Annotated in this window: 15 protein-coding genes and 2 pseudogenes; 9 read left to right on the top strand and 8 right to left on the bottom strand. The window is 48.4% G+C overall.

What is annotated here, in order from left to right; translation table 11 throughout:
- Positions 1 to 66: 66 nt before the first annotated feature.
- The 6 genes and pseudogenes from H6859_05160 to H6859_05135 all read left to right on the top strand — a co-directional run bounded on the left by H6859_05160 (position 67) and on the right by H6859_05135 (position 5,955).
- Positions 67 to 2,124, top strand: a complete 2,058-nt coding sequence (locus H6859_05160) for an ATP-binding cassette domain-containing protein (protein ID USO06556.1) — start codon at positions 67 to 69, stop codon at positions 2,122 to 2,124.
- The gene (locus H6859_05155; protein USO06555.1) at positions 2,125 to 3,405 is read left to right on the top strand and encodes an HlyD family type I secretion periplasmic adaptor subunit; all 1,281 of its coding nucleotides are present in this window, start codon (positions 2,125 to 2,127) and stop codon (positions 3,403 to 3,405) included.
- A 95-nt stretch (positions 3,406 to 3,500) separates the two neighbouring features.
- Positions 3,501 to 3,812 carry a transposase gene (locus H6859_05150; protein ID USO06554.1) on the top strand — a complete coding sequence of 104 codons (312 nt, stop codon included), beginning with the start codon at positions 3,501 to 3,503 and terminating at the stop codon, positions 3,810 to 3,812.
- Positions 3,806 to 3,988: a hypothetical protein gene (locus H6859_05145; GenBank protein USO06553.1), complete on the top strand. Its 183-nt coding sequence runs from the start codon at positions 3,806 to 3,808 to the stop codon at positions 3,986 to 3,988. The genes H6859_05150 and H6859_05145 overlap by 7 nt, the downstream gene beginning before the upstream one ends.
- A 34-nt stretch (positions 3,989 to 4,022) precedes the next feature.
- A pseudogene (locus tag H6859_05140) lies at positions 4,023 to 5,128 on the top strand (IS3 family transposase).
- A gap of 173 nt (positions 5,129 to 5,301) precedes the next feature.
- A pseudogene (locus tag H6859_05135) lies at positions 5,302 to 5,955 on the top strand (IS3 family transposase).
- 178 nt (positions 5,956 to 6,133) lie between these two features.
- Here the strand turns inward: H6859_05135 and H6859_05130 are convergent.
- The 3 genes from H6859_05130 to H6859_05120 are packed head-to-tail and all read right to left on the bottom strand — an operon-like array spanning position 6,134 to position 9,779.
- On the bottom strand, positions 6,134 to 7,492 hold the full coding sequence (locus tag H6859_05130) for a TolC family protein (protein USO06552.1): 1,359 nt from the start codon (positions 7,490 to 7,492) through the stop codon (positions 6,134 to 6,136).
- Complete coding sequence (locus tag H6859_05125; GenBank protein ID USO06551.1) at positions 7,489 to 8,070, bottom strand: hypothetical protein; 582 nt, start codon at positions 8,068 to 8,070, stop codon at positions 7,489 to 7,491. The genes H6859_05130 and H6859_05125 overlap by 4 nt, the downstream gene beginning before the upstream one ends.
- Before the next feature lie 11 nt (positions 8,071 to 8,081).
- Positions 8,082 to 9,779, bottom strand: coding sequence for a hypothetical protein (locus H6859_05120; protein ID USO06550.1), 1,698 nt, complete (start codon positions 9,777 to 9,779; stop codon positions 8,082 to 8,084).
- Positions 9,780 to 9,994: 215 nt separating this feature from the next.
- Between H6859_05120 and H6859_05115 the strand changes: the two genes are divergently transcribed.
- Complete coding sequence (locus tag H6859_05115) at positions 9,995 to 10,684, top strand: DUF502 domain-containing protein (GenBank protein USO06701.1); 690 nt, start codon at positions 9,995 to 9,997, stop codon at positions 10,682 to 10,684.
- A 15-nt stretch (positions 10,685 to 10,699) separates the two neighbouring features.
- A complete protein-coding gene (cysE, locus tag H6859_05110) occupies positions 10,700 to 11,404 on the top strand; it encodes a serine O-acetyltransferase (GenBank protein USO06549.1) in 705 nt (234 codons plus the stop codon).
- On the opposite strand, the gene recG is transcribed toward cysE, so the two are convergent.
- From recG to H6859_05095, 3 genes are read right to left on the bottom strand one after another with little or no spacing between them, the layout of a single operon-like run.
- Entirely contained in the window at positions 11,396 to 13,489 is a 2,094-nt protein-coding gene (gene recG / locus H6859_05105) for an ATP-dependent DNA helicase RecG (GenBank protein ID USO06548.1), read from the bottom strand. The genes cysE and recG overlap by 9 nt on opposite strands.
- A 33-nt stretch (positions 13,490 to 13,522) precedes the next feature.
- Entirely contained in the window at positions 13,523 to 14,470 is a 948-nt protein-coding gene (locus tag H6859_05100; protein ID USO06547.1) for a DUF2157 domain-containing protein, read from the bottom strand.
- A complete protein-coding gene (locus H6859_05095) occupies positions 14,463 to 15,053 on the bottom strand; it encodes a hypothetical protein (GenBank protein ID USO06546.1) in 591 nt (196 codons plus the stop codon). Before H6859_05095 ends, H6859_05100 begins: the two co-directional genes overlap by 8 nt.
- A 31-nt stretch (positions 15,054 to 15,084) precedes the next feature.
- On the opposite strand from H6859_05095, the gene H6859_05090 reads away from it, so the two are divergent.
- Entirely contained in the window at positions 15,085 to 15,348 is a 264-nt protein-coding gene (locus H6859_05090) for a succinate dehydrogenase assembly factor 2 (GenBank protein ID USO06545.1), read from the top strand.
- Here H6859_05090 and H6859_05085 read toward each other — a convergent pair.
- The gene (locus H6859_05085; GenBank protein ID USO06544.1) at positions 15,345 to 16,001 is read right to left on the bottom strand and encodes a class I SAM-dependent methyltransferase; all 657 of its coding nucleotides are present in this window, start codon (positions 15,999 to 16,001) and stop codon (positions 15,345 to 15,347) included. The two genes, H6859_05090 and H6859_05085, sit on opposite strands and share 4 nt — an antisense overlap.
- Before the next feature lie 3 nt (positions 16,002 to 16,004).
- Positions 16,005 to 17,285: a DUF3419 family protein gene (locus H6859_05080; GenBank protein USO06543.1), complete on the bottom strand. Its 1,281-nt coding sequence runs from the start codon at positions 17,283 to 17,285 to the stop codon at positions 16,005 to 16,007.
- Between the last annotated feature and the right edge of the window lie 75 nt (positions 17,286 to 17,360).

Genomic DNA, 17,360 nt, shown 5'->3' with positions numbered 1-17,360 from the left:
TGAGCTTTGTGCATAAGGTAATCTACCAAGGTATATCTCTCACTCACATAGTAGCATCGCGCCGTTATGAATATTTCCAACAACAATATTAAACAAATTCTACGCGATTTACTGGTTTTTTATGATCTCGATGTTGATCTTGAGGGGCTGGTACATAATACTGTTTCGGTTGAGGAAAAACATGGTCAGGCCTTGGCAGCTGAAATCTTAAAAAGGCTGGGTTTTCAAACGCGATATGCCTCTCTCCAAGATACGGATATTCAAAAGACTGAATATCCAATGATCGTTGAAACGCAAAATGGTGAAAATGCGCTCTGTATGCCAAGGAAAACGCATGGTAACGCAAATGAAATTAATCTGAGTGAAACAGCAAATAACGTGCTTCTTGTTATCGCTGCGCCGTCACAAACAGGCGTTGATACAAGGCATATGCAGACCGGGCATGCATTGGACTGGTTCTGGAAGCCGCTTGTTCAATATCGCTCACGATACAAAGAAATTCTTGTTGCCTCTGTCTTTATTAATTTACTGGTTTTGGCCATTCCAATCTTTACACTGAATGTCTATGACCGTGTTGTTATTAATTTTGCACATGAAACACTTTACGTTCTGACTGTAGGCGTTTTAATTGCGCTGTTATTTGATTTTCTATTTAAAACCCTAAGATCCTATATACTGGAGCGTATAGCTGAGGATGTTGGGGCACAGTTTGATTTTGAGTTGATGGAACGTTTTTCTAGAATGCGACCGTCTGATCTGAATATTTCTATCGGCGAACAAGCCAACATTTTTAGAGAATTGCAGGGGATCAGGGAGTTTTATGCCAACCGTCTGATGCCTACACTAATTGATCTTCCCTTTGCGCTAGTGTTTTTGTGCGTGATTTATTTACTATCTCCACCGTTGGTGATGGTGCCGATTTGCATTGCGGTTATCATTGTGGCGATGAACTTCACTTCTCATATACCAATTAGCCGTATGACAGAACAGTATTTCGGCGCGATTCAGAATAAGTCTTCTTTGTTGATTGAAACCCTGGCCGGGTTGGAAACGGCACGCCTGTTTAATGCTATCAGCGCCCGCTTGTTTAAATGGAATACAAACGTTAAACATGCGGCAAGAGTTACACGTCAAAACTCTTTCATGCTATCCCTCATGTCAAATATGTCTATGTTTTTGTCCCAAACTGGGCACATCCTAGTCGTATTTTTCGGTGTTTACCAGATTGATGCGGGCAATCTTACGGTCGGGGGACTTGTTGCCTGTACTATTCTTTCTGGACGGGCCATTGGACCGATCGTAGGACTTTCCGGTGTAATTGCTCACCTGAAACAATCTAATGATGTGTTAAAAGTCATTGATAAGTTTTTTCAAGCCACCCATGAAGACACGCGTGATGTTACAAAATCAGCGAAAGGGCCTTTCCACGGAACTCTCAGGCTTCAGAAACTGAGTTTTAAATATGAAGAACAAAGCACCAGAGCGCTTGAAAATATTAATCTTGATATTCAGCCCGGAGAATCGATCGGCTTGATTGGTAAAACGGCGGCCGGTAAATCAACACTGGCAAAAGTGTTGGCCAATATTATCTCTCCACAGGAAGGTACGCTTACTCTCGATGGGTATGATTACAGTGCAATCCCGACAACGGAGCTGCGCCGGACAATCGCCTATGTGCCTCAGGACTCATTCTTTTTCCGTGGCTCTATCCGGCATAATATTTTACTGGGCCGCGAACATATCGATGAACAACAAATTCAGGAAGCAATTTCGATTTCCGGGCTTGATATTGTCATCCAGCACTCTGCGCAAGGGCTGGATACGGAAGTGGGGGAATTAGGTACGAGACTGTCAGGCGGTCAAAAACAGGCAATTGCCTTGGCTAGAGCGATTATACAACGGCCGCGCATCCTTATTTTTGACGAACCAACGACAGGGATGGACCACGCGCTTGAGTTTCATGTAAAGCAAAAGCTGGAGGCGTATATAAAAGATAAGACCTTCATCATGGTTACGCATAGAACGACGCTTTTGCCATTGGTCCAACGGTTGGTCTTGCTGGATCGCGGGCATATACTTGCCGATGGCCCACGCGATGAAATACTTAAGAAATTGAGCGTATAAATGATAAGGGATTATTTCACAAAGGTTGATGATAACTGGCATTACCGTCCATTGCTCTGGCTTGTAGTGGCGTGCCTTATCTCGTTTTTCATTTGGGCCTCTGTCACAAAAATTCATGAACAGGTCCGTGGAATGGGACGCGTAACACCGGCGGGAGATACGCGTGTTATACAGCATCTTGAAGGAGGGATTATCGAGCAAATTGCCAAACAGGAAGGTGAACAGGTCAAAAAAGGCGACGTGATCTTTTATATTAAAAATCAACGCGCCGAGTCTGAAAAAGAAGAGTTGCAAATCGCCTTAAAGTCTAAAGAAATAAAATTTTTAAGGCTACAGGCTGAGTTGGGTGAAAACACTGTGCCGGAATTCCCCATCGAATTGCACAAAAATTATCCGGAAATTATCCAGGCGGAGAAACAAATTTTTGAATCGCGCAGATCTGAAATGTCAGAAAAAATGAGTGGTCTCGAAAAACGTATGAGACAAAAAGTCTTAAAGCTCGATGATTTGTCGACGACAACCGAAAACCTTGAAAAAGAATTATCCGTCGCCCAGGAACAGTTGGAAATTAGACAAAAACTACGCCGGTCCGGAGCGATGTCGCGCAGCCAATACCTTGAAACGCTCAGCGATGTTAAAAACTTTGAAACGCGGGTTGCGCGCACTAAGAAGGAAATTCCCATCGTGAAAAGTGAACTTGCAGAAATCACAAATCTGGTTGAAGAAACTAAACAGAAGTGGATTTCTGAAACTGGAGAAGAGCTAAATACCGTTCAGGTGGATATAAAAAAGCTTAAAGAACGCATTCGTGCCATTACCGACGAGGTATCGCGTACAGCGGTGAAATCTCCCGTTAATGGAATTGTGAACAAGATTTTTATTAACACTATTGGTGGTGTTTTAAAGCCCGGTGATCGTCTGGCTGAGATCCTGCCGGTTGAAGACAAGCTAGTTATTGAAGGGCGTATTCCGACGAATGATCGCGGAAAAGTTTGGCCGGACTTACCCGTTGTTGCAAAAATTACCGCCTATGATTATACACTCTATGGCGGTCTGAAAGGGAAGCTTGTCTACATCAGTCCGAATAGTTTCGTTGATAATCAGGGTGTAGAGTATTATGAAATCCGTGTTGAAATTGATACGCCGGAAATTGGTAAAAATTTACCCGTTTTTCCAGGTATGACCGCTGAGATTAATATTCTGGCCGGCAGGGTTTCTGTGTTGCATGCCATTCTCAAACCATTCAGACAAATCCGAGAAAATGCACTGCGCGAGAAGTAATCTAAGTAGGGTCTTCATCAATCAAGCAGAGGTGGTCCCAAGAATTCGGACAGTGAGTTAAGCTACGATCTATGACCGAAGGAGGGTCATGGATTATGAGTAAGACAAGGAAGAACTACCCGGCGAAGTTTAAAGCGCAGGTTGCGCTGGCGGCGTTGCGGGAGGACGCGCCGATCACGGAGCTGTCATCCCGTTACGGGGTGCATGCGACGGTCATTCACCGTTGGAAGAAGGAGGCTCTGGCTGCGCTGGAGGCGGGTTTTGCGGGCAAGCTGGAATCGCGAGCGGACGCGCATAACGCCGAGGTCAGGGACTTGCACGCCAAGATCGGACAGCTGACAGTGGAACGTGATTTTTTAGCCGATGCCTCCGCCCGGTTGCGGTCCGGGGGCGGCAGGAAATGGTAGACCCGTCCAATGACAATATCGGCATCGCGGCGCAGTGCCGGTTGCTGGGGATCAGCCGCTCTGGCTGGTATTACGAGCGGCGCGGGGAGAGCGCGGACAATTTGGCGCTGATGCGGCTGATTGACGCGCAATTCCTGCAAACAGAGGTGGTCCCAAGAATTCGGACAGTGAGTTAAGCTACGATCTATGACCGAAGGAGGGTCATGGATTATGAGCAAGACAAGGAAGAACTACCCGGCGAAGTTTAAAGCGCAGGTTGCGCTGGCGGCGTTGCGGGAGGACGCGCCGATCACGGAGCTGTCATCCCGTTACGGGGTGCATGCGACGGTCATTCACCGTTGGAAGAAGGAGGCTCTGGCTGCGCTGGAGGCGGGTTTTGCGGGCAAGCTGGAATCGCGAGCGGACGCGCATAACGCCGAGGTCAGGGACTTGCACGCCAAGATCGGACAGCTGACAGTGGAACGTGATTTTTTAGCCGATGCCTCCGCCCGGTTGCGGTCCGGGGGCGGCAGGAAATGGTAGACCCGTCCAATGACAATATCGGCATCGCGGCGCAGTGCCGGTTGCTGGGGATCAGCCGCTCTGGCTGGTATTACGAGCGGCGCGGGGAGAGCGCGGACAATTTGGCGCTGATGCGGCTGATTGACGCGCAATTCCTGCAAACCCCGTTTTACGGGTCCCGTCAGATGGCCCGGCATCTGCGCCGTCAGGGGTACGAGGTAGGCCGCACCCGCGTGCGGCGTCTGATGCGCCTGATGGGAATCGAGGCGGTCTATCAAAGGCCGCGCACTTCGATGCCGCATCCCGGCCACCGGATTTATCCCTACCGGCTCAAGGGGCTCACGATCACCCGCCCGAACCATGTATGGTGCGCGGATATCACGTACATCCCTGTCAAACGCGGGTTTTTGTATCTGGTAGCGATCATGGACTGGGCCAGCCGGAAGGTGCTGGCCTGGCGGCTGTCGAACACGATGGAAACGCGCTTTTGCGTGGAGGCGCTGGAGGAAGCCATCGCCCGCTACGGGCCGCCGGAGATCTTCAATACCGATCAGGGCAGCCAGTTCACGGCGGACGCGTGGACGGGCGTCCTGAAAGAAAACGGGATCGCGATCTCGATGGACGGCAAGGGCCGCTGGATGGACAATGTGTTCATCGAGCGGCTGTGGCGGAGTCTGAAATATGAATGCGTGTATCTGAACGCGTTCGAGAGCGGCCTGCAAGCCAGGCGGGATATCGGGCGCTGGCTGGCGTTTTACAACGCGCAGAGGCCGCATTCGGTATTTGATGGACAAACCCCGGACGACGTTTATGATGAACGAAATTTTGTTTCTCCGGCCTCGGGCTTGCCGCCTCCGCCTAACGGCTCCGGCGGCCGCGCCCTTCACCCGGAGAAACAAAACCACAGGCAGGCGGCATGACAATAACCAACCGATCGTAGCTTAACTTCGCCGCAAAGCTGGCCGAAGAACCGAGACCACCTCTAACCCCGTTTTACGGATCCCGTCAGATGGCCCGGCATCTGCGCCGTCAGGGGTACGAGGTAGGCCGCACCCGCGTGCGGCGTCTGATGCGCCTGATGGGAATCGAGGCGGTCTATCAAAGGCCGCGCACTTCGATGCCGCATCCCGGCCACCGGATTTATCCCTACCGGCTCAAGGGGCTCACGATCACCCGCCCGAACCATGTATGGTGCGCGGATATCACGTACATCCCTGTCAAACGCGGGTTTTTGTATCTGGTAGCGATCATGGACTGGGCCAGCCGGAAGGTGCTGGCCTGGCGGCTGTCGAACACGATGGAAACGCGCTTTTGCGTGGAGGCGCTGGAGGAAGCCATCGCCCGCTACGGGCCGCCGGAGATCTTCAATACCGATCAGGGCAGCCAGTTCACGGCGGACGCGTGGACGGGCGTCCTGAAAGAAAACGGGATCGCGATCTCGATGGACGGCAAGGGCCGCTGGATGGACAATGTGTTCATCGAGCGGCTGTGGCGGAGTCTGAAATATGAATGCGTGTATCTGAACGCGTTCGAGAGCGGCCTGCAAGCCAGGCGGGATATCGGGCGCTGGCTGGCGTTTTACAACGCGCAGAGGCCGCATTCGGTATTTGATGGACAAACCCCGGACGACGTTTATGATGAACGAAATTTTGTTTCTCCGGCCTCGGGCTTGCCGCCTCCGCCTAACGGCTCCGGCGGCCGCGCCCTTCACCCGGAGAAACAAAACCACAGGCAGGCGGCATGACAATAACCAACCGATCGTAGCTTAACTTCGCCGCAAAGCTGGCCGAAGAACCGAGACCACCTCTCCGAGACCACCTCTAGCAGGTCTCACAGAAATATTCTTTTTGGAGAATATTAGTGAGCACCAGCAATGAATAAGCATTGAGATGCATCTCATAGTTTAGCTTATTCTTTTTAAGGTAGGCATCTTTTAGCCGTTCGTTACTCTCAATTAATTCGATGACATTAATATTTCCCAGTTTAAAGTTCTCTTCGTTAAGACGCGTTTGACCAATATTGGAAGAAATTTCGATATCTGTAAGGGCCAGCGCGGTTTTATTGGCATCAACCTGATTATAGGCAAGCTTAACCTCTTTTTTGAGCTCTTTGACGATTTGCTCTTTTTTATAATTAAGCTCGCTGACCTGTCCGCGAATCCGCTTAACAGCAGCATCACGTTTGCCACCGTCGAAAAGTTTATAGTTTAAGCGAAACTTCGCAGACAATTCGGTTTGTCTGCCAATGCGACCGCCATCATTATGGGACTGGTCGGCTAAAAGATTAAAACGAACTTCAGGCATATATTTACCTTTTTCCGCCTTTAGCGTTTCTTTCATCGCAGCTATTTCGGTCAGACCTGCTAAAACCTGATTGTTATTCTCTTCAATTGCTTTCAGATAATATTGCATATCAAGTTTACTGGGGCGCAGCTCTTCGGGGGAGATGGCAAGAAAATCTGGCGGCAGCTTTCCCACTAAAAATTCAAGATTACTGATTGCATCGTTCAATGATGAATGCGCACGGTTAAGTTCTGTCGTCGCGAATGCCTGTCTGGATGTCGCGTACTCAAGCATAACTTTCCCGGCGGCTCCAGCTTCAAACATTTCCTCAATCGTTGAAACATGACGATTTACATCAATAAGCAGCTGTTCAATAACGGTAATATCTTTTTGAAACCGCAGAGCCTTAAGATAGTTCTCAACTGTTTCATTAATCACTTCCTCGATTGTCGCCTGCGTTCTGAACTGAGAGGCCTTGTTTAGGTTTTCTCTATTCCTAATCTCATGAGACGTTTTAAAACCGTTAAAAACCAACTGTGACAGACTTAATTTTATACCCCCTGTATTATTCGTTCCGCTAGAGCCAGGTGTTCCACCTGTGGCCGGATCGTTAAACTCACGTCCCCCGTCAACATCTAATACGACTTCCGGATAGTAGCTCGCCTCTTTTTCTTTAATCGAATAATAGGTCTGCTCTTCGCGGGCTTTTAGCAGATTAATATCAGGATTTTCATACAGGGCAAACAACACCATTGAGTTTAAAGAAATTGGAAAACCTTCCGACGTAGGTTGCTGAACTTCCTGAGCCAGACTCTGTTGAGAAGCAACTGTAAATACGGCAACAATACAGGCCAAGGCTATGGTTCTTTTTATATGTTGATTAAACGTGCTCATCATTTTTTCTCGAATGTAACCCTGACCCAGTGGTATGTGTCTTTTATTTCTTCACCGTCTACAATGCCCGGATCAATTGTATCACTTGGAAAACCAGCTTGCAAAATAGCATTACGAACATTTAACATTCGCGCCAACGCAACTTTCCTGGCGGCATTTTCGTAAGTTTTTGGGGTTTTTGATGCCTCAATTTTAACGTTATATCCATTGGGATCTCCCGGCACATTCTGAGCAATATGTGTTTTAATTTTATCAAGGTTTTGCGAAAGCAAGGAGATTGAATCACTTCCAAAAAAGATAATGAGAGAATCCATGTTGGTATCAAACTCAATTTCTTGTTCTTTAGATTCAGCAAATTGCGTTTGCATCTGATGAACAATCGCTTTTTCTTCACTTTCAACCTTCATCTGAGACATTGCCGCATCCGCCAATAACTGACTCTTAAAGATCAAAATATGAAAGTACAGAGCTGTGGCGACAATCATTAAAAAGAAGACAAACATAATAATCACGGCAGAGAGAATATCCACAAAACCTGGCCATGCTATAGCAGAAAGGTCGTCTTCCCTTCTTTCTGACATTTACTCAAGCCCTATTTTTTTGGGGAACCGAAGCCCAGTGTTAGAAAATTTTTAAAAATATTACCATCGTCTTTATCAAGTTCATCCAAAAGTTCTTGTATGTCGGAACTTAATTCTGAGAAATCAGCAGGTTGTCCTGATATATGCGCTGAAGACACGATCGTGCTGAGCTGTTGTAACATTGCATAGTGCTTTTTGTTTAACTCTTCCAATAAAGCTTCAAGCCGACCGAGATGAGGTGTCACATTCTCTGCCCTGAGTTGGCTTCTGGCTACGTTTTCAAGCAGGCTAGCCTGTTCGCTGTGAATGTGTAACAAGGTATTTTCAACGGACATAATCTGCTGACCGAGAGCAGTGACTACCGTTTTGTCTTGTGATACGTTTTTAAGCTCTTCGATTTGGGACAGCATCGCTTGCAATATATTTTGTGTATTTTGCGCTGCTGCTACTGACTGGTTGAGTGTATTCTGTAAGTCTTCGGAAAGGGTGCCTAACTGCCCGCTAACACGCGAAAGATTTTCCACGGATGCTTCTTTCAGCGCCCCAACAGTTTCTATCGATTGAGCACTGTATTTAATGAGGGCCTGATTTTGGGTATTCAATGTCTGTAAGCCTTTAGCTGTATTATCAAATTTATCAGCCATATTCTCCTGTCCCAGCGCAATTTTATCGAGCGTCGAATAGACTCTTGCAGATTGCTGTAAGGATAACAAAACGGCCTGAGACAAACTGGCAATTTGTTTATTGGTTTTAACCGAGAGATGCACAAAACCGGCCAGCCAGGTTTTGAGATCGTCTTCGGTCGCAGGACGATTTGTTTCATCATCAATGTCTTTTTCCGGATCAAACTGCGGGATACGGTTGTCAATCCAGCGACTGGCTGATTCAATAAAATTGTCTTGTGCGCCTCCGCACAAATGATTAAAGAACCCAATCATAAGAGATCCTGACAACCCAAACAAAGACGAACTAAACGCCAGCCCCATCCCCTGCAACGGTGCGGATAGGGAGCCGATGAAATTGGACATGGTATCTGCTGAAATCTCGCCGCCATCGCCGCCAAGATTGGACATGCCTGACATCGCCTCACCAACAGCATCAATTGTTTTTAACAACCCTAAAAACGTACCCAAGAGACCTAGCATAACCAAGATACCGGCGTTAAAACTTACATCGGACCGTCTTAAACGAATACGATAGCCGAGTTTGGATTTAATAATACGGGCATCATTATCTGAAAAATTTGGATGTCCAAAAATTTTTAGATTGTTGATACTGTTATGCATCTGCTTCGTATTCAGCATAGGTGTATCATTTTCAAGAATGATATGTAATTCGTTAACCTCTTGGTCTTTTATAATATCCTGAGCGCTAACACGCTCTATTCTTTTGAAGAATAACGCCGTAGTGTAAAGCTTATAGTTATTGTAAAACGTCAAGAACATTGAGACGCTGAGTAAAAATATGATTAGGCCATTGAGATAGATATTTGTTTCAAAATAAAGATACAGTGTATTGAAAGAAAAAATTATGATTGCGATGACAACAAGCGCAATTATAAGCATGAGAGGCGTTATATAGGCAAACAAAGACGCATTAATATTGCCGGACAGACGTCTTTCTTTTTCCCTTCTGTCAAGAAGCTTTGATACGCGCCAGTCATTGGAAATCCTGCTTTTTTTAATGGCCTGAAAAGGGAGGGAACTCATTTTATGCTCGTATCTTAAGGCTACCTGAGAATATGAGAACTAATAGGTGTTCTCGTGAATATAATACCGACAGCACAGTGTACAATAAAAACTATTTTCAAGTCTACTGCCTAAATCCTTGTTCTGTTCCTATAATCCACTGATATAATAGACAAAGGAAGCGTCATCGCATTCTCTTACTTTCCCCATTGATTTTCACTGTAGGGCGCGGCATGATGCGCGTCATGAACGAAAACACCCCCAATGAACATCGCGAAGAGCATGGGATGGCCAAAACCAGCTTGGCAGGGCGCATCCGGCGTTACCTGCTAACGGGGATTGTCGTTACCGCGCCAATTACAATCACCATTTACCTCACCTATGTGTTTCTGACTTTCATAGACGACAAGGTTTCCCGGATCATTCCAAAAGAATGGTATGAAGGTTTTTATGGCGAAACCGCAATTCCTGGCCTTGGACTTATTGTCGCGCTAACATTTTTTATTGTCATTGGCTGGTTCGCGACCAACTTTCTTGGTCTCCTGATTATTCGTGTCTATGAATACATCCTTGATCGTATGCCTGTGATCCGCACAGTCTATGGCGCGATTAAACAGATTTTCGAAACCATCATGGCCAGTCAGTCGAGCGCCTTTCGCGAAGCTGTGATGCTGGAATATCCACGTAAAGGCGTTTGGTCCATCGGTTTTGTAACCGGGGTGAGTAAAGGTGAAGTCCAACGCGTTACTGATGAGGAAACGATCAACGTTTTTGTGCCCACGACCCCCAACCCGACTTCCGGCTATTTGCTGTTTGTCCCGAAAAAAGAACTGGTTTATCTCAGTATGACGGTCGAAGAGGCTGTCAAGCTGGTGGTTTCTGCAGGTATTATCACGCCGCCGGATAGAGGTGGAAATTCCAAGTAAGGATAATGACGCCCTATGAGTTTAGTTGAAGATATAAAATCCATTCAGTCCCGCGACCCGGCCGCGCCAACTTTTTTGGAGGTCGTATTCGGCTATAACGGTTTTCATGCTTTGCTGTTTCATCGTCTCAATAACGCCATATGGAGGCTGGGGCTGCGCGCGTTGGCACGCTTTATAGCCAATATCGGACGCATTCTGACCGGCATCGAAATTCACCCGGAAGCCAAAATCGGCAAGCGTCTGTTCATCGATCACGGCACCGGCGTGGTGATCGGCCAGACCGCCATCATTGGCGATGACGTTACTATTTATCACGGCGTGACCCTCGGCGGGGTCGGGCGTTCAGACCAACGCGGCGAAAAACGCCACCCTACGATTGAAGATGGCGCGATGATCGGTGCCGGTGCGCAAGTGCTCGGCGATATCACGGTTGGCAAACATGCGAAGGTCGGCTCGAACTCTGTTGTGACCAATGACATCCCCGAAGGCAAGACCGCACTGGGTATTCCGGCTCGCGTCATCGGCGGCGATGAAGTGGCTCGTGGTTACGGGATGCCGTCCCGCGAGGAAATGGAAGAAGTCACTTTCACCATCGATTGCATCGTCAAGGAAATGGGGCATATCAAGCGCGAGCTGAACATCGAAGTCCCGTCTCCGGCCACTAAGCCGAAAAAGAAACCAGCCGCTCAAAAGAAGCCAACGGCAAAGAAATCAGCCTGACCGTAAATATTGTATTGCCTGATCGCGCTCGAATAGATAGAGCAGGGTTTTCAGCGCTTTCCCGCGTTCGCTTTCCAACTCAGGGTCACGCTCCATAATTAATTGCGCATCATCGCGCGCCGCCGCCAGCAATTCCCCGTGCACTGATAAATTCGCCAGCCTGAAGACGGGCAGTCCACTTTGCTTAACCCCCAGAATATCACCCGCGCCACGCAATTCCAGATCCTTTTCGGCGATTAAAAACCCGTCCTCGGTCTGACGCATAATCGACAAACGCTCTTTCGCGGTTTCCCCCAGTGGTCCGGCATATACCAAAAAGCAATAGCTCTGATCCCTCCCACGGCCCACGCGTCCGCGCAACTGGTGAAGTTGCGACAGCCCGAACCGCTCGGCATGCTCAATCACCATGATGGTTGCTTCCGGCACATTGACCCCGACCTCAATCACCGTTGTGGCTACCAAGATATCCAGCTCTCCGGCGGCAAAGCGCTGCATCACCTCGTCTTTGTCCTGCGCCTTCATCCGCCCGTGGACAAGGCCGACCTTGCCGAAACGATAACGCAAAATATCAAACCGTTCTTCCGCCGCGGCCAGATCAAGCACTTCGGATTCCTCAACCAGCGGGCACACCCAATACACTCGCGCTCCGTCCTTGATCTTTCGTGCGAGGCCCTCAATCATATCCTCCAGCTTGTCATTGGGGATCAATAGTGTTTCCACCGGTTTGCGTCCCGGCGGCTTTTCATCCAGACGGCTGACATCCATATCGCCATAGGCTGTCATAGTCAGTGTTCGTGGGATCGGCGTCGCTGTCATCACCAGAACATCGGTGCCGCGTCCCTTGGCTGTCAGCATCAAACGCTGATGCACACCAAAGCGGTGCTGCTCGTCAATTACGGCAAGGCCCAAATCAGCAAACTCAACACCTTCCTGAAAAAGAGCATGCGTACCGATGACAATCTGCGCGCCATTTTTTTCCGGGCCGTTCGCGATTTGCTCCAGTAAAACCTCGCGCGTCTTACCCTTGTCCCGGCCTGTTAAAATCACGAATCGTGCACCGCAAGCTTCCAGCAATGGTTTTAAACTTTCCGCATGTTGGCGTGCCAAAATTTCAGTCGGAGCCATTATAGCAGCCTGCGCGCCAGTTTCTACAGCCGAAAGCATTGCCATCGCCGCCACCACCGTTTTCCCACTGCCCACATCGCCCTGCAACAGGCGTAGCATCCGCGTTGGCGCATGCATATCTTTATCAATCTCGGTCAAGGCCCGCTTTTGTGCTCTGGTCAGTGCAAAGGGCAGGGCTTCCAACAACTTACCACGCAAAACGCTGTTGCACTTATAAACCCGCCCGCCAATTCGTTTTTGACGATGACGCACCAAAGCCAATGTCAATTGATTGGCGAGCAATTCGTCATAAGCCAGTCGCGCCCGCGCCGGATGCTCGGATAACAATGCTTGCATATTTTCCGGCTCATGGGCGCTTGCCAACGCTACGTCCCAATCGTCCCATTTCTGGCGTTTCTTATATTCCGGCTCAAGCCATTCCGGCAATTTAGAAACAAACCCAAGTGCGCCCGTCATAGCCTTGCGCACAACCTTATTCGTCAGTCCCGCTGTTAAAGGGTAAATCGGCTCGACAGTTTCCAGACTGGTGCGTTCCTCCACCGCTGCAATATCCGGATGCACCATTTGCGGGTTGCCCTGATAATATTCGATTTTGCCGCTGACAATCACATTTTCCCGCTCAGTGAGCTGTTTTTCAATCCAGTCTTTACGGGCATGGAAAAAGGTCAGCGTCATAACGCCGCTTTCATCACGCACCTTAACGCGATAGGGCTGGTTGCGCCGTGCATTAGGGATATGGTTTGTCACCGTAACTTCCATCGTCGCCACGCGCCCCTCCGGCGCTTCGGCAATGGCCGGAGAAAACCGCCGGTCGATGAAATCCACCGGAAAATGCCAGAGCAAATCGAGTACCTTCGGCCCGCCACAGAGCTTTTCAAACAGCTTGGCATTGCGAGGCCCTACACCGGGCAAGGCGGTCAGGCTTCGAAACAGCGCATCAAGTTCAAACGGTCGGGACATGGTCTTTAAGTCTTACGCGATATGTCGCGCGGCTTAAAGGGGCTTTTTACCGATTTGCCGCCCCAGCTTCACCGCGTAGGCGCTCACCCCGATCAGCATAAAGCCCATCAGCATCAACGCAATCGGCCAACCCGTCACATCGGCGAAATATTCATCGGTGTAATATCCCAAAAAGCCCAGCAAAGCGAAAGTTGAAACCAGAAGCAAAGTCCGGCTATGCATTCGCGTGCTGACCAGCATCAAAAATATGGTAAGCGGTAAATAGAGAATATCAATGACGGGTATACCCTCAACAGCATCAAACACCGACCACAGCAAACCGACGCTCCCTAAAAAGTAATAAAAAGGAGCAATGGCGCGGTACTGCGTACGATCAATTGTCCAGGCCACCGCCATAATCGAGACTCCCAACCCAATGCCGATCAACTCGCCGGGGACCTCGGCGCGCTCCATCAAAATGCCGACTGATGAATTCCAGAACAGAAACGCAAAAAACAGCAGGCTTGTACGCTGAAGTTTGAAAAACGGCAACAGGAATTGTAAAGATAAAATTCCAAAGACAATCATGGCCGCCAATTGTGCATCGTCGCCATCGGCATATTCATGCAGGAAAACAAACATACCCGTAGGCAGCAACACTGCGCTTTTCAGAAATAACGGCGTCGAGGCCTTTTCATAGCGCTCATCTTTCAAAACCATAATGCCGAGGATAAAGGCAACAATCCCCGGCCCATAGGTAATAATCACCCGCGCCGGGCTGTTCAGATCGTCCCAGATCATCGTGATAAACAGCGCCAGCCCGCCAAAAATAAACGCCGCGCCCAGATAGCCCAAAACCCGGCTCAACCAGCCGCCGCTTTTGTCTTTCAACGCCCCCTTGGTCAGATGTGCACCGATTTCATCCAGCGTAATATCATGCGCCCGCGCCAAAGCTACGATTTGCTCCAGCGCGTCTTTTTTGCTCATCGCGTCACTAGTCATCAGCAGTCTCCGCCGGCTCGATAATCCAGCCAATAAACTCCGAGTTATAACGCTCTGACTTCGGTACAGGGACGCTGTAAGAGGCTTTTCTTAAAACATGACGAGAGCGTGAGCGGTAACCTCCGCCAAAAAGCTCTGTCATTAAATTACCGCCGCCGCGGTAATCATGATCAAAAACGAAACCGTCAGGACTTTCCTTCAGGGAAGAGAGTTTTTGAGCGTGAATGTCTTCAATGACCTCGTCGATTTTCTTTTTCTTATCCTTAATGTTGGGCAATGCAACCTCATGGCTTTCATTTTTAACCGGGTTGTAAACAAACAGCCGGGGTTTTTGCCAGTTGTGATAGGAATCCTTTTCTTCAGGAGGGATATACACAAAGCGCAACTGATCTTTTTCGATTACCAGGTTGTAGGGATAGTTATTATTGTTGTGATAGTAGTCCGCCGCGAAAATAACGCTGTAGCGCGGCGGATCTATGGTAGCCTTGCCCATCTGCGTCGCGCCGAAAAAGATCAAGGCCAACAATAACGGCAGGGCGATACCCGCCGCCAAAACCATATTTTCCTTTAAAAAAGCTTTCATTTACGCGCCTTTCCTTATTAAACTCGCTTTTATGACAGTAGAATCGCTTGAAAATAAACGCAAGCGCCTGATCTTTCGTTCCGAACATCGCGGGACGAAGGAGATGGACCTCTTGCTCGGCTCCTTCGCCCGCAAATATGTCCCGGATTTCAGCGAAGATGAGCTGTCACAATACGATGAAATCCTAAAAGAAAACGATCCCGATCTTTATAATTGGATCACCGGTAAGAACGAAGCCCCCGCTAATATTATGAATCCCGTATTCAAACGATTAATGAAACACCGCTACGCTTAGGTTTTCTTAAATACCGCCAGATACGCATAACCGTTATACAGATGGGTAATGTTGAGCGTGCCCTGGCCGTTGCGGACAAGATCTTGCAAATGCTCTAAAATTTCAGGCTTGTGATAGACATGGAACAGGGAAATCCACCAGAATATTATTTTTTTAAACCACGCGGGCTGGTCCTTCATATCGCCAAAATCAACAATATGGATTTCACCGCCCGTCGCCAGCAGTTGCACCGCATGATCGATAGAGTCCTGCCATGGCGGAATAATAGAAAGCGCGTAGGAAAACAAGATTTTATCCAGCGGAGCGCTAAGATTAAATAACTCTTGAGGATCAAAATTCTGCGCAAAACTTTGTTTGACATGAACGCGTTCACTCAGCCCCGAAAATTTCAAAGATCCGCGTGCGGTTTTGAGCATTTCATCTGAAGCATCCAGACCATAAAAATGTGTTTTCGGATAACGCCTTGCCATTTTGATCAGGTTGCGCGCTGTTCCGCATCCTACTTCACAAACATGCTCGCCGTCTTTCAGACGCAATGTATTGATCAACTGGTCGCGGCCCAGCAGGAAATATTTCCGGCTCGCATCGTAAACGTGACGCGTCCAGCGATACATGCGGTTCATTTCGTCTTTTGTGTCTGCCTCTTCACTCATGTCCTATGCCGCTTTTTTCTTTTTTGCTGCAGCTTCTTTTCCAGCCTTAAAAGTATAGACATGAAACCCGCCATAAATCGACGAGCGGTCTTTCTTCACGGCTTCGGCAGAGAGTGTCGGGTCATAATCAAATTTTTCCAAAATGTCTTTTGAAAGCGCGTTGGTGAGCGGGCTTTCGTCCCCGGCAGTGCGGAAGATAATGCGCCCGCCTGGACACGCCGTGCGAACAACCTCACTCCACAGAACGTTCAGGGCCTTATCATTCATCCAGTCTTGTGCATCCAGAAAGACGTAACAATCCAGACTGCTTGCCGGCTGTGATTGCAAAAACCCGGTAATTGTTGTGTGGTGAACCTCAACTTTATCCACGTTGGCTTTCAGTGTTTCGTAATATTCCTCTTTCAAATAGCGCGGCACAGCCTTTTTATACGCACGATCATAGCCCCGCCCAAAGGCTTGCCAGGCGAAATAATTATCCTCAATTGGAAAATCCACGGCCAGACGGCGCAATCTCGCTTTCAGGACATCGGCCATGTCGGCCTCACCTTTCAGGTCATCGAACTGTGACGGGGGAATGCCAAGACCATACAGGGCAGGAGGCATATTACAAATAAAGCGCACGAACTTCTTCTCAAAGATCGGCCCCAAAGTGCGGTCAAAAATTTCACCCTGTTCCTTTTGTGTCTTGGCTTCTAAAATCTCCCGTGGATCCTGCCCGTAAATTTTTGCCAGAATATGCACGAGCGAAATAAACCGCCCCAGCAATCCAAACTGGTACAAATTTTTGGTAAAGTAATTGATACGCCGACCTCGCAATGGACTCCACCCTTCCCAGTATTTCTTGGAAAAAGCATCCAGATGCGGCGCAATGTATGTATCGTAATTTTCAATATTACGTTTTTCATCAGCGTGCCCAAAAAACGCAAAGAAACTTTCATAATCCGGCAGATGCTTAATCGCGGCGATCTTAAGCCGGGTCAACGCCACATGCGCCGGGTTAAGGTCTATAACCTTGACCTTGTCCGGGCTTTCGGTCAGGTAATTCATCACATTACATCCGCCCGAAGCAATCGTCATAACCCGGCTGGTTTTATCAAGCTTCAGCGCCGCAAGATCAACTTCCGGATCTTCCCAGATCTGCGGATAGACAAATCCGCGAAACGAAAGCGTAAACAACCGCTCTAAAAAACCACGTTTGCTGATAGCTTTGTGTTCATGCACCGCTGTTTTTAGCAATGCACCGTCGGGCTTTTCATTTTCATTGGTTGCGGTTGGCTGCGTCATAAAAACTAATCCTTAATTCTCTCTTTAAGTCTTCGTTATTCCTATATATAAAAACCCGGCAGCACAATGGCTTTA

It is taken from the genome of Rhodospirillales bacterium, assembly GCA_023898785.1.
Lineage (GTDB): Bacteria > Pseudomonadota > Alphaproteobacteria > Micavibrionales > Micavibrionaceae > TMED27.
This window is presented reverse-complemented; position numbering and strand designations above follow the sequence as displayed.

What these genes read in the sequence shown, in the direction of transcription:
- H6859_05100 (USO06547.1), bottom strand. Translation starts at nt 14,470, where the DNA reads ATGACTAGTGACGCGATGAGCAAAAAAGACGCGCTGGAGCAAATCGTA.
- H6859_05115 (USO06701.1), top strand. Translation starts at nt 9,995, where the DNA reads ATGCGCGTCATGAACGAAAACACCCCCAATGAACATCGCGAAGAGCAT.
- H6859_05150 (USO06554.1), top strand. Translation starts at nt 3,501, where the DNA reads ATGAGTAAGACAAGGAAGAACTACCCGGCGAAGTTTAAAGCGCAGGTT.
- H6859_05080 (USO06543.1), bottom strand. Translation starts at nt 17,285, where the DNA reads ATGACGCAGCCAACCGCAACCAATGAAAATGAAAAGCCCGACGGTGCA.
- H6859_05145 (USO06553.1), top strand. Translation starts at nt 3,806, where the DNA reads ATGGTAGACCCGTCCAATGACAATATCGGCATCGCGGCGCAGTGCCGG.
- H6859_05125 (USO06551.1), bottom strand. Translation starts at nt 8,070, where the DNA reads ATGTCAGAAAGAAGGGAAGACGACCTTTCTGCTATAGCATGGCCAGGT.
- H6859_05090 (USO06545.1), top strand. Translation starts at nt 15,085, where the DNA reads ATGACAGTAGAATCGCTTGAAAATAAACGCAAGCGCCTGATCTTTCGT.
- cysE (USO06549.1), top strand. Translation starts at nt 10,700, where the DNA reads ATGAGTTTAGTTGAAGATATAAAATCCATTCAGTCCCGCGACCCGGCC.
- H6859_05120 (USO06550.1), bottom strand. Translation starts at nt 9,779, where the DNA reads ATGAGTTCCCTCCCTTTTCAGGCCATTAAAAAAAGCAGGATTTCCAAT.
- H6859_05155 (USO06555.1), top strand. Translation starts at nt 2,125, where the DNA reads ATGATAAGGGATTATTTCACAAAGGTTGATGATAACTGGCATTACCGT.
- H6859_05095 (USO06546.1), bottom strand. Translation starts at nt 15,053, where the DNA reads ATGAAAGCTTTTTTAAAGGAAAATATGGTTTTGGCGGCGGGTATCGCC.
- H6859_05160 (USO06556.1), top strand. Translation starts at nt 67, where the DNA reads ATGAATATTTCCAACAACAATATTAAACAAATTCTACGCGATTTACTG.
- H6859_05085 (USO06544.1), bottom strand. Translation starts at nt 16,001, where the DNA reads ATGAGTGAAGAGGCAGACACAAAAGACGAAATGAACCGCATGTATCGC.
- recG (USO06548.1), bottom strand. Translation starts at nt 13,489, where the DNA reads ATGTCCCGACCGTTTGAACTTGATGCGCTGTTTCGAAGCCTGACCGCC.
- H6859_05130 (USO06552.1), bottom strand. Translation starts at nt 7,492, where the DNA reads ATGATGAGCACGTTTAATCAACATATAAAAAGAACCATAGCCTTGGCC.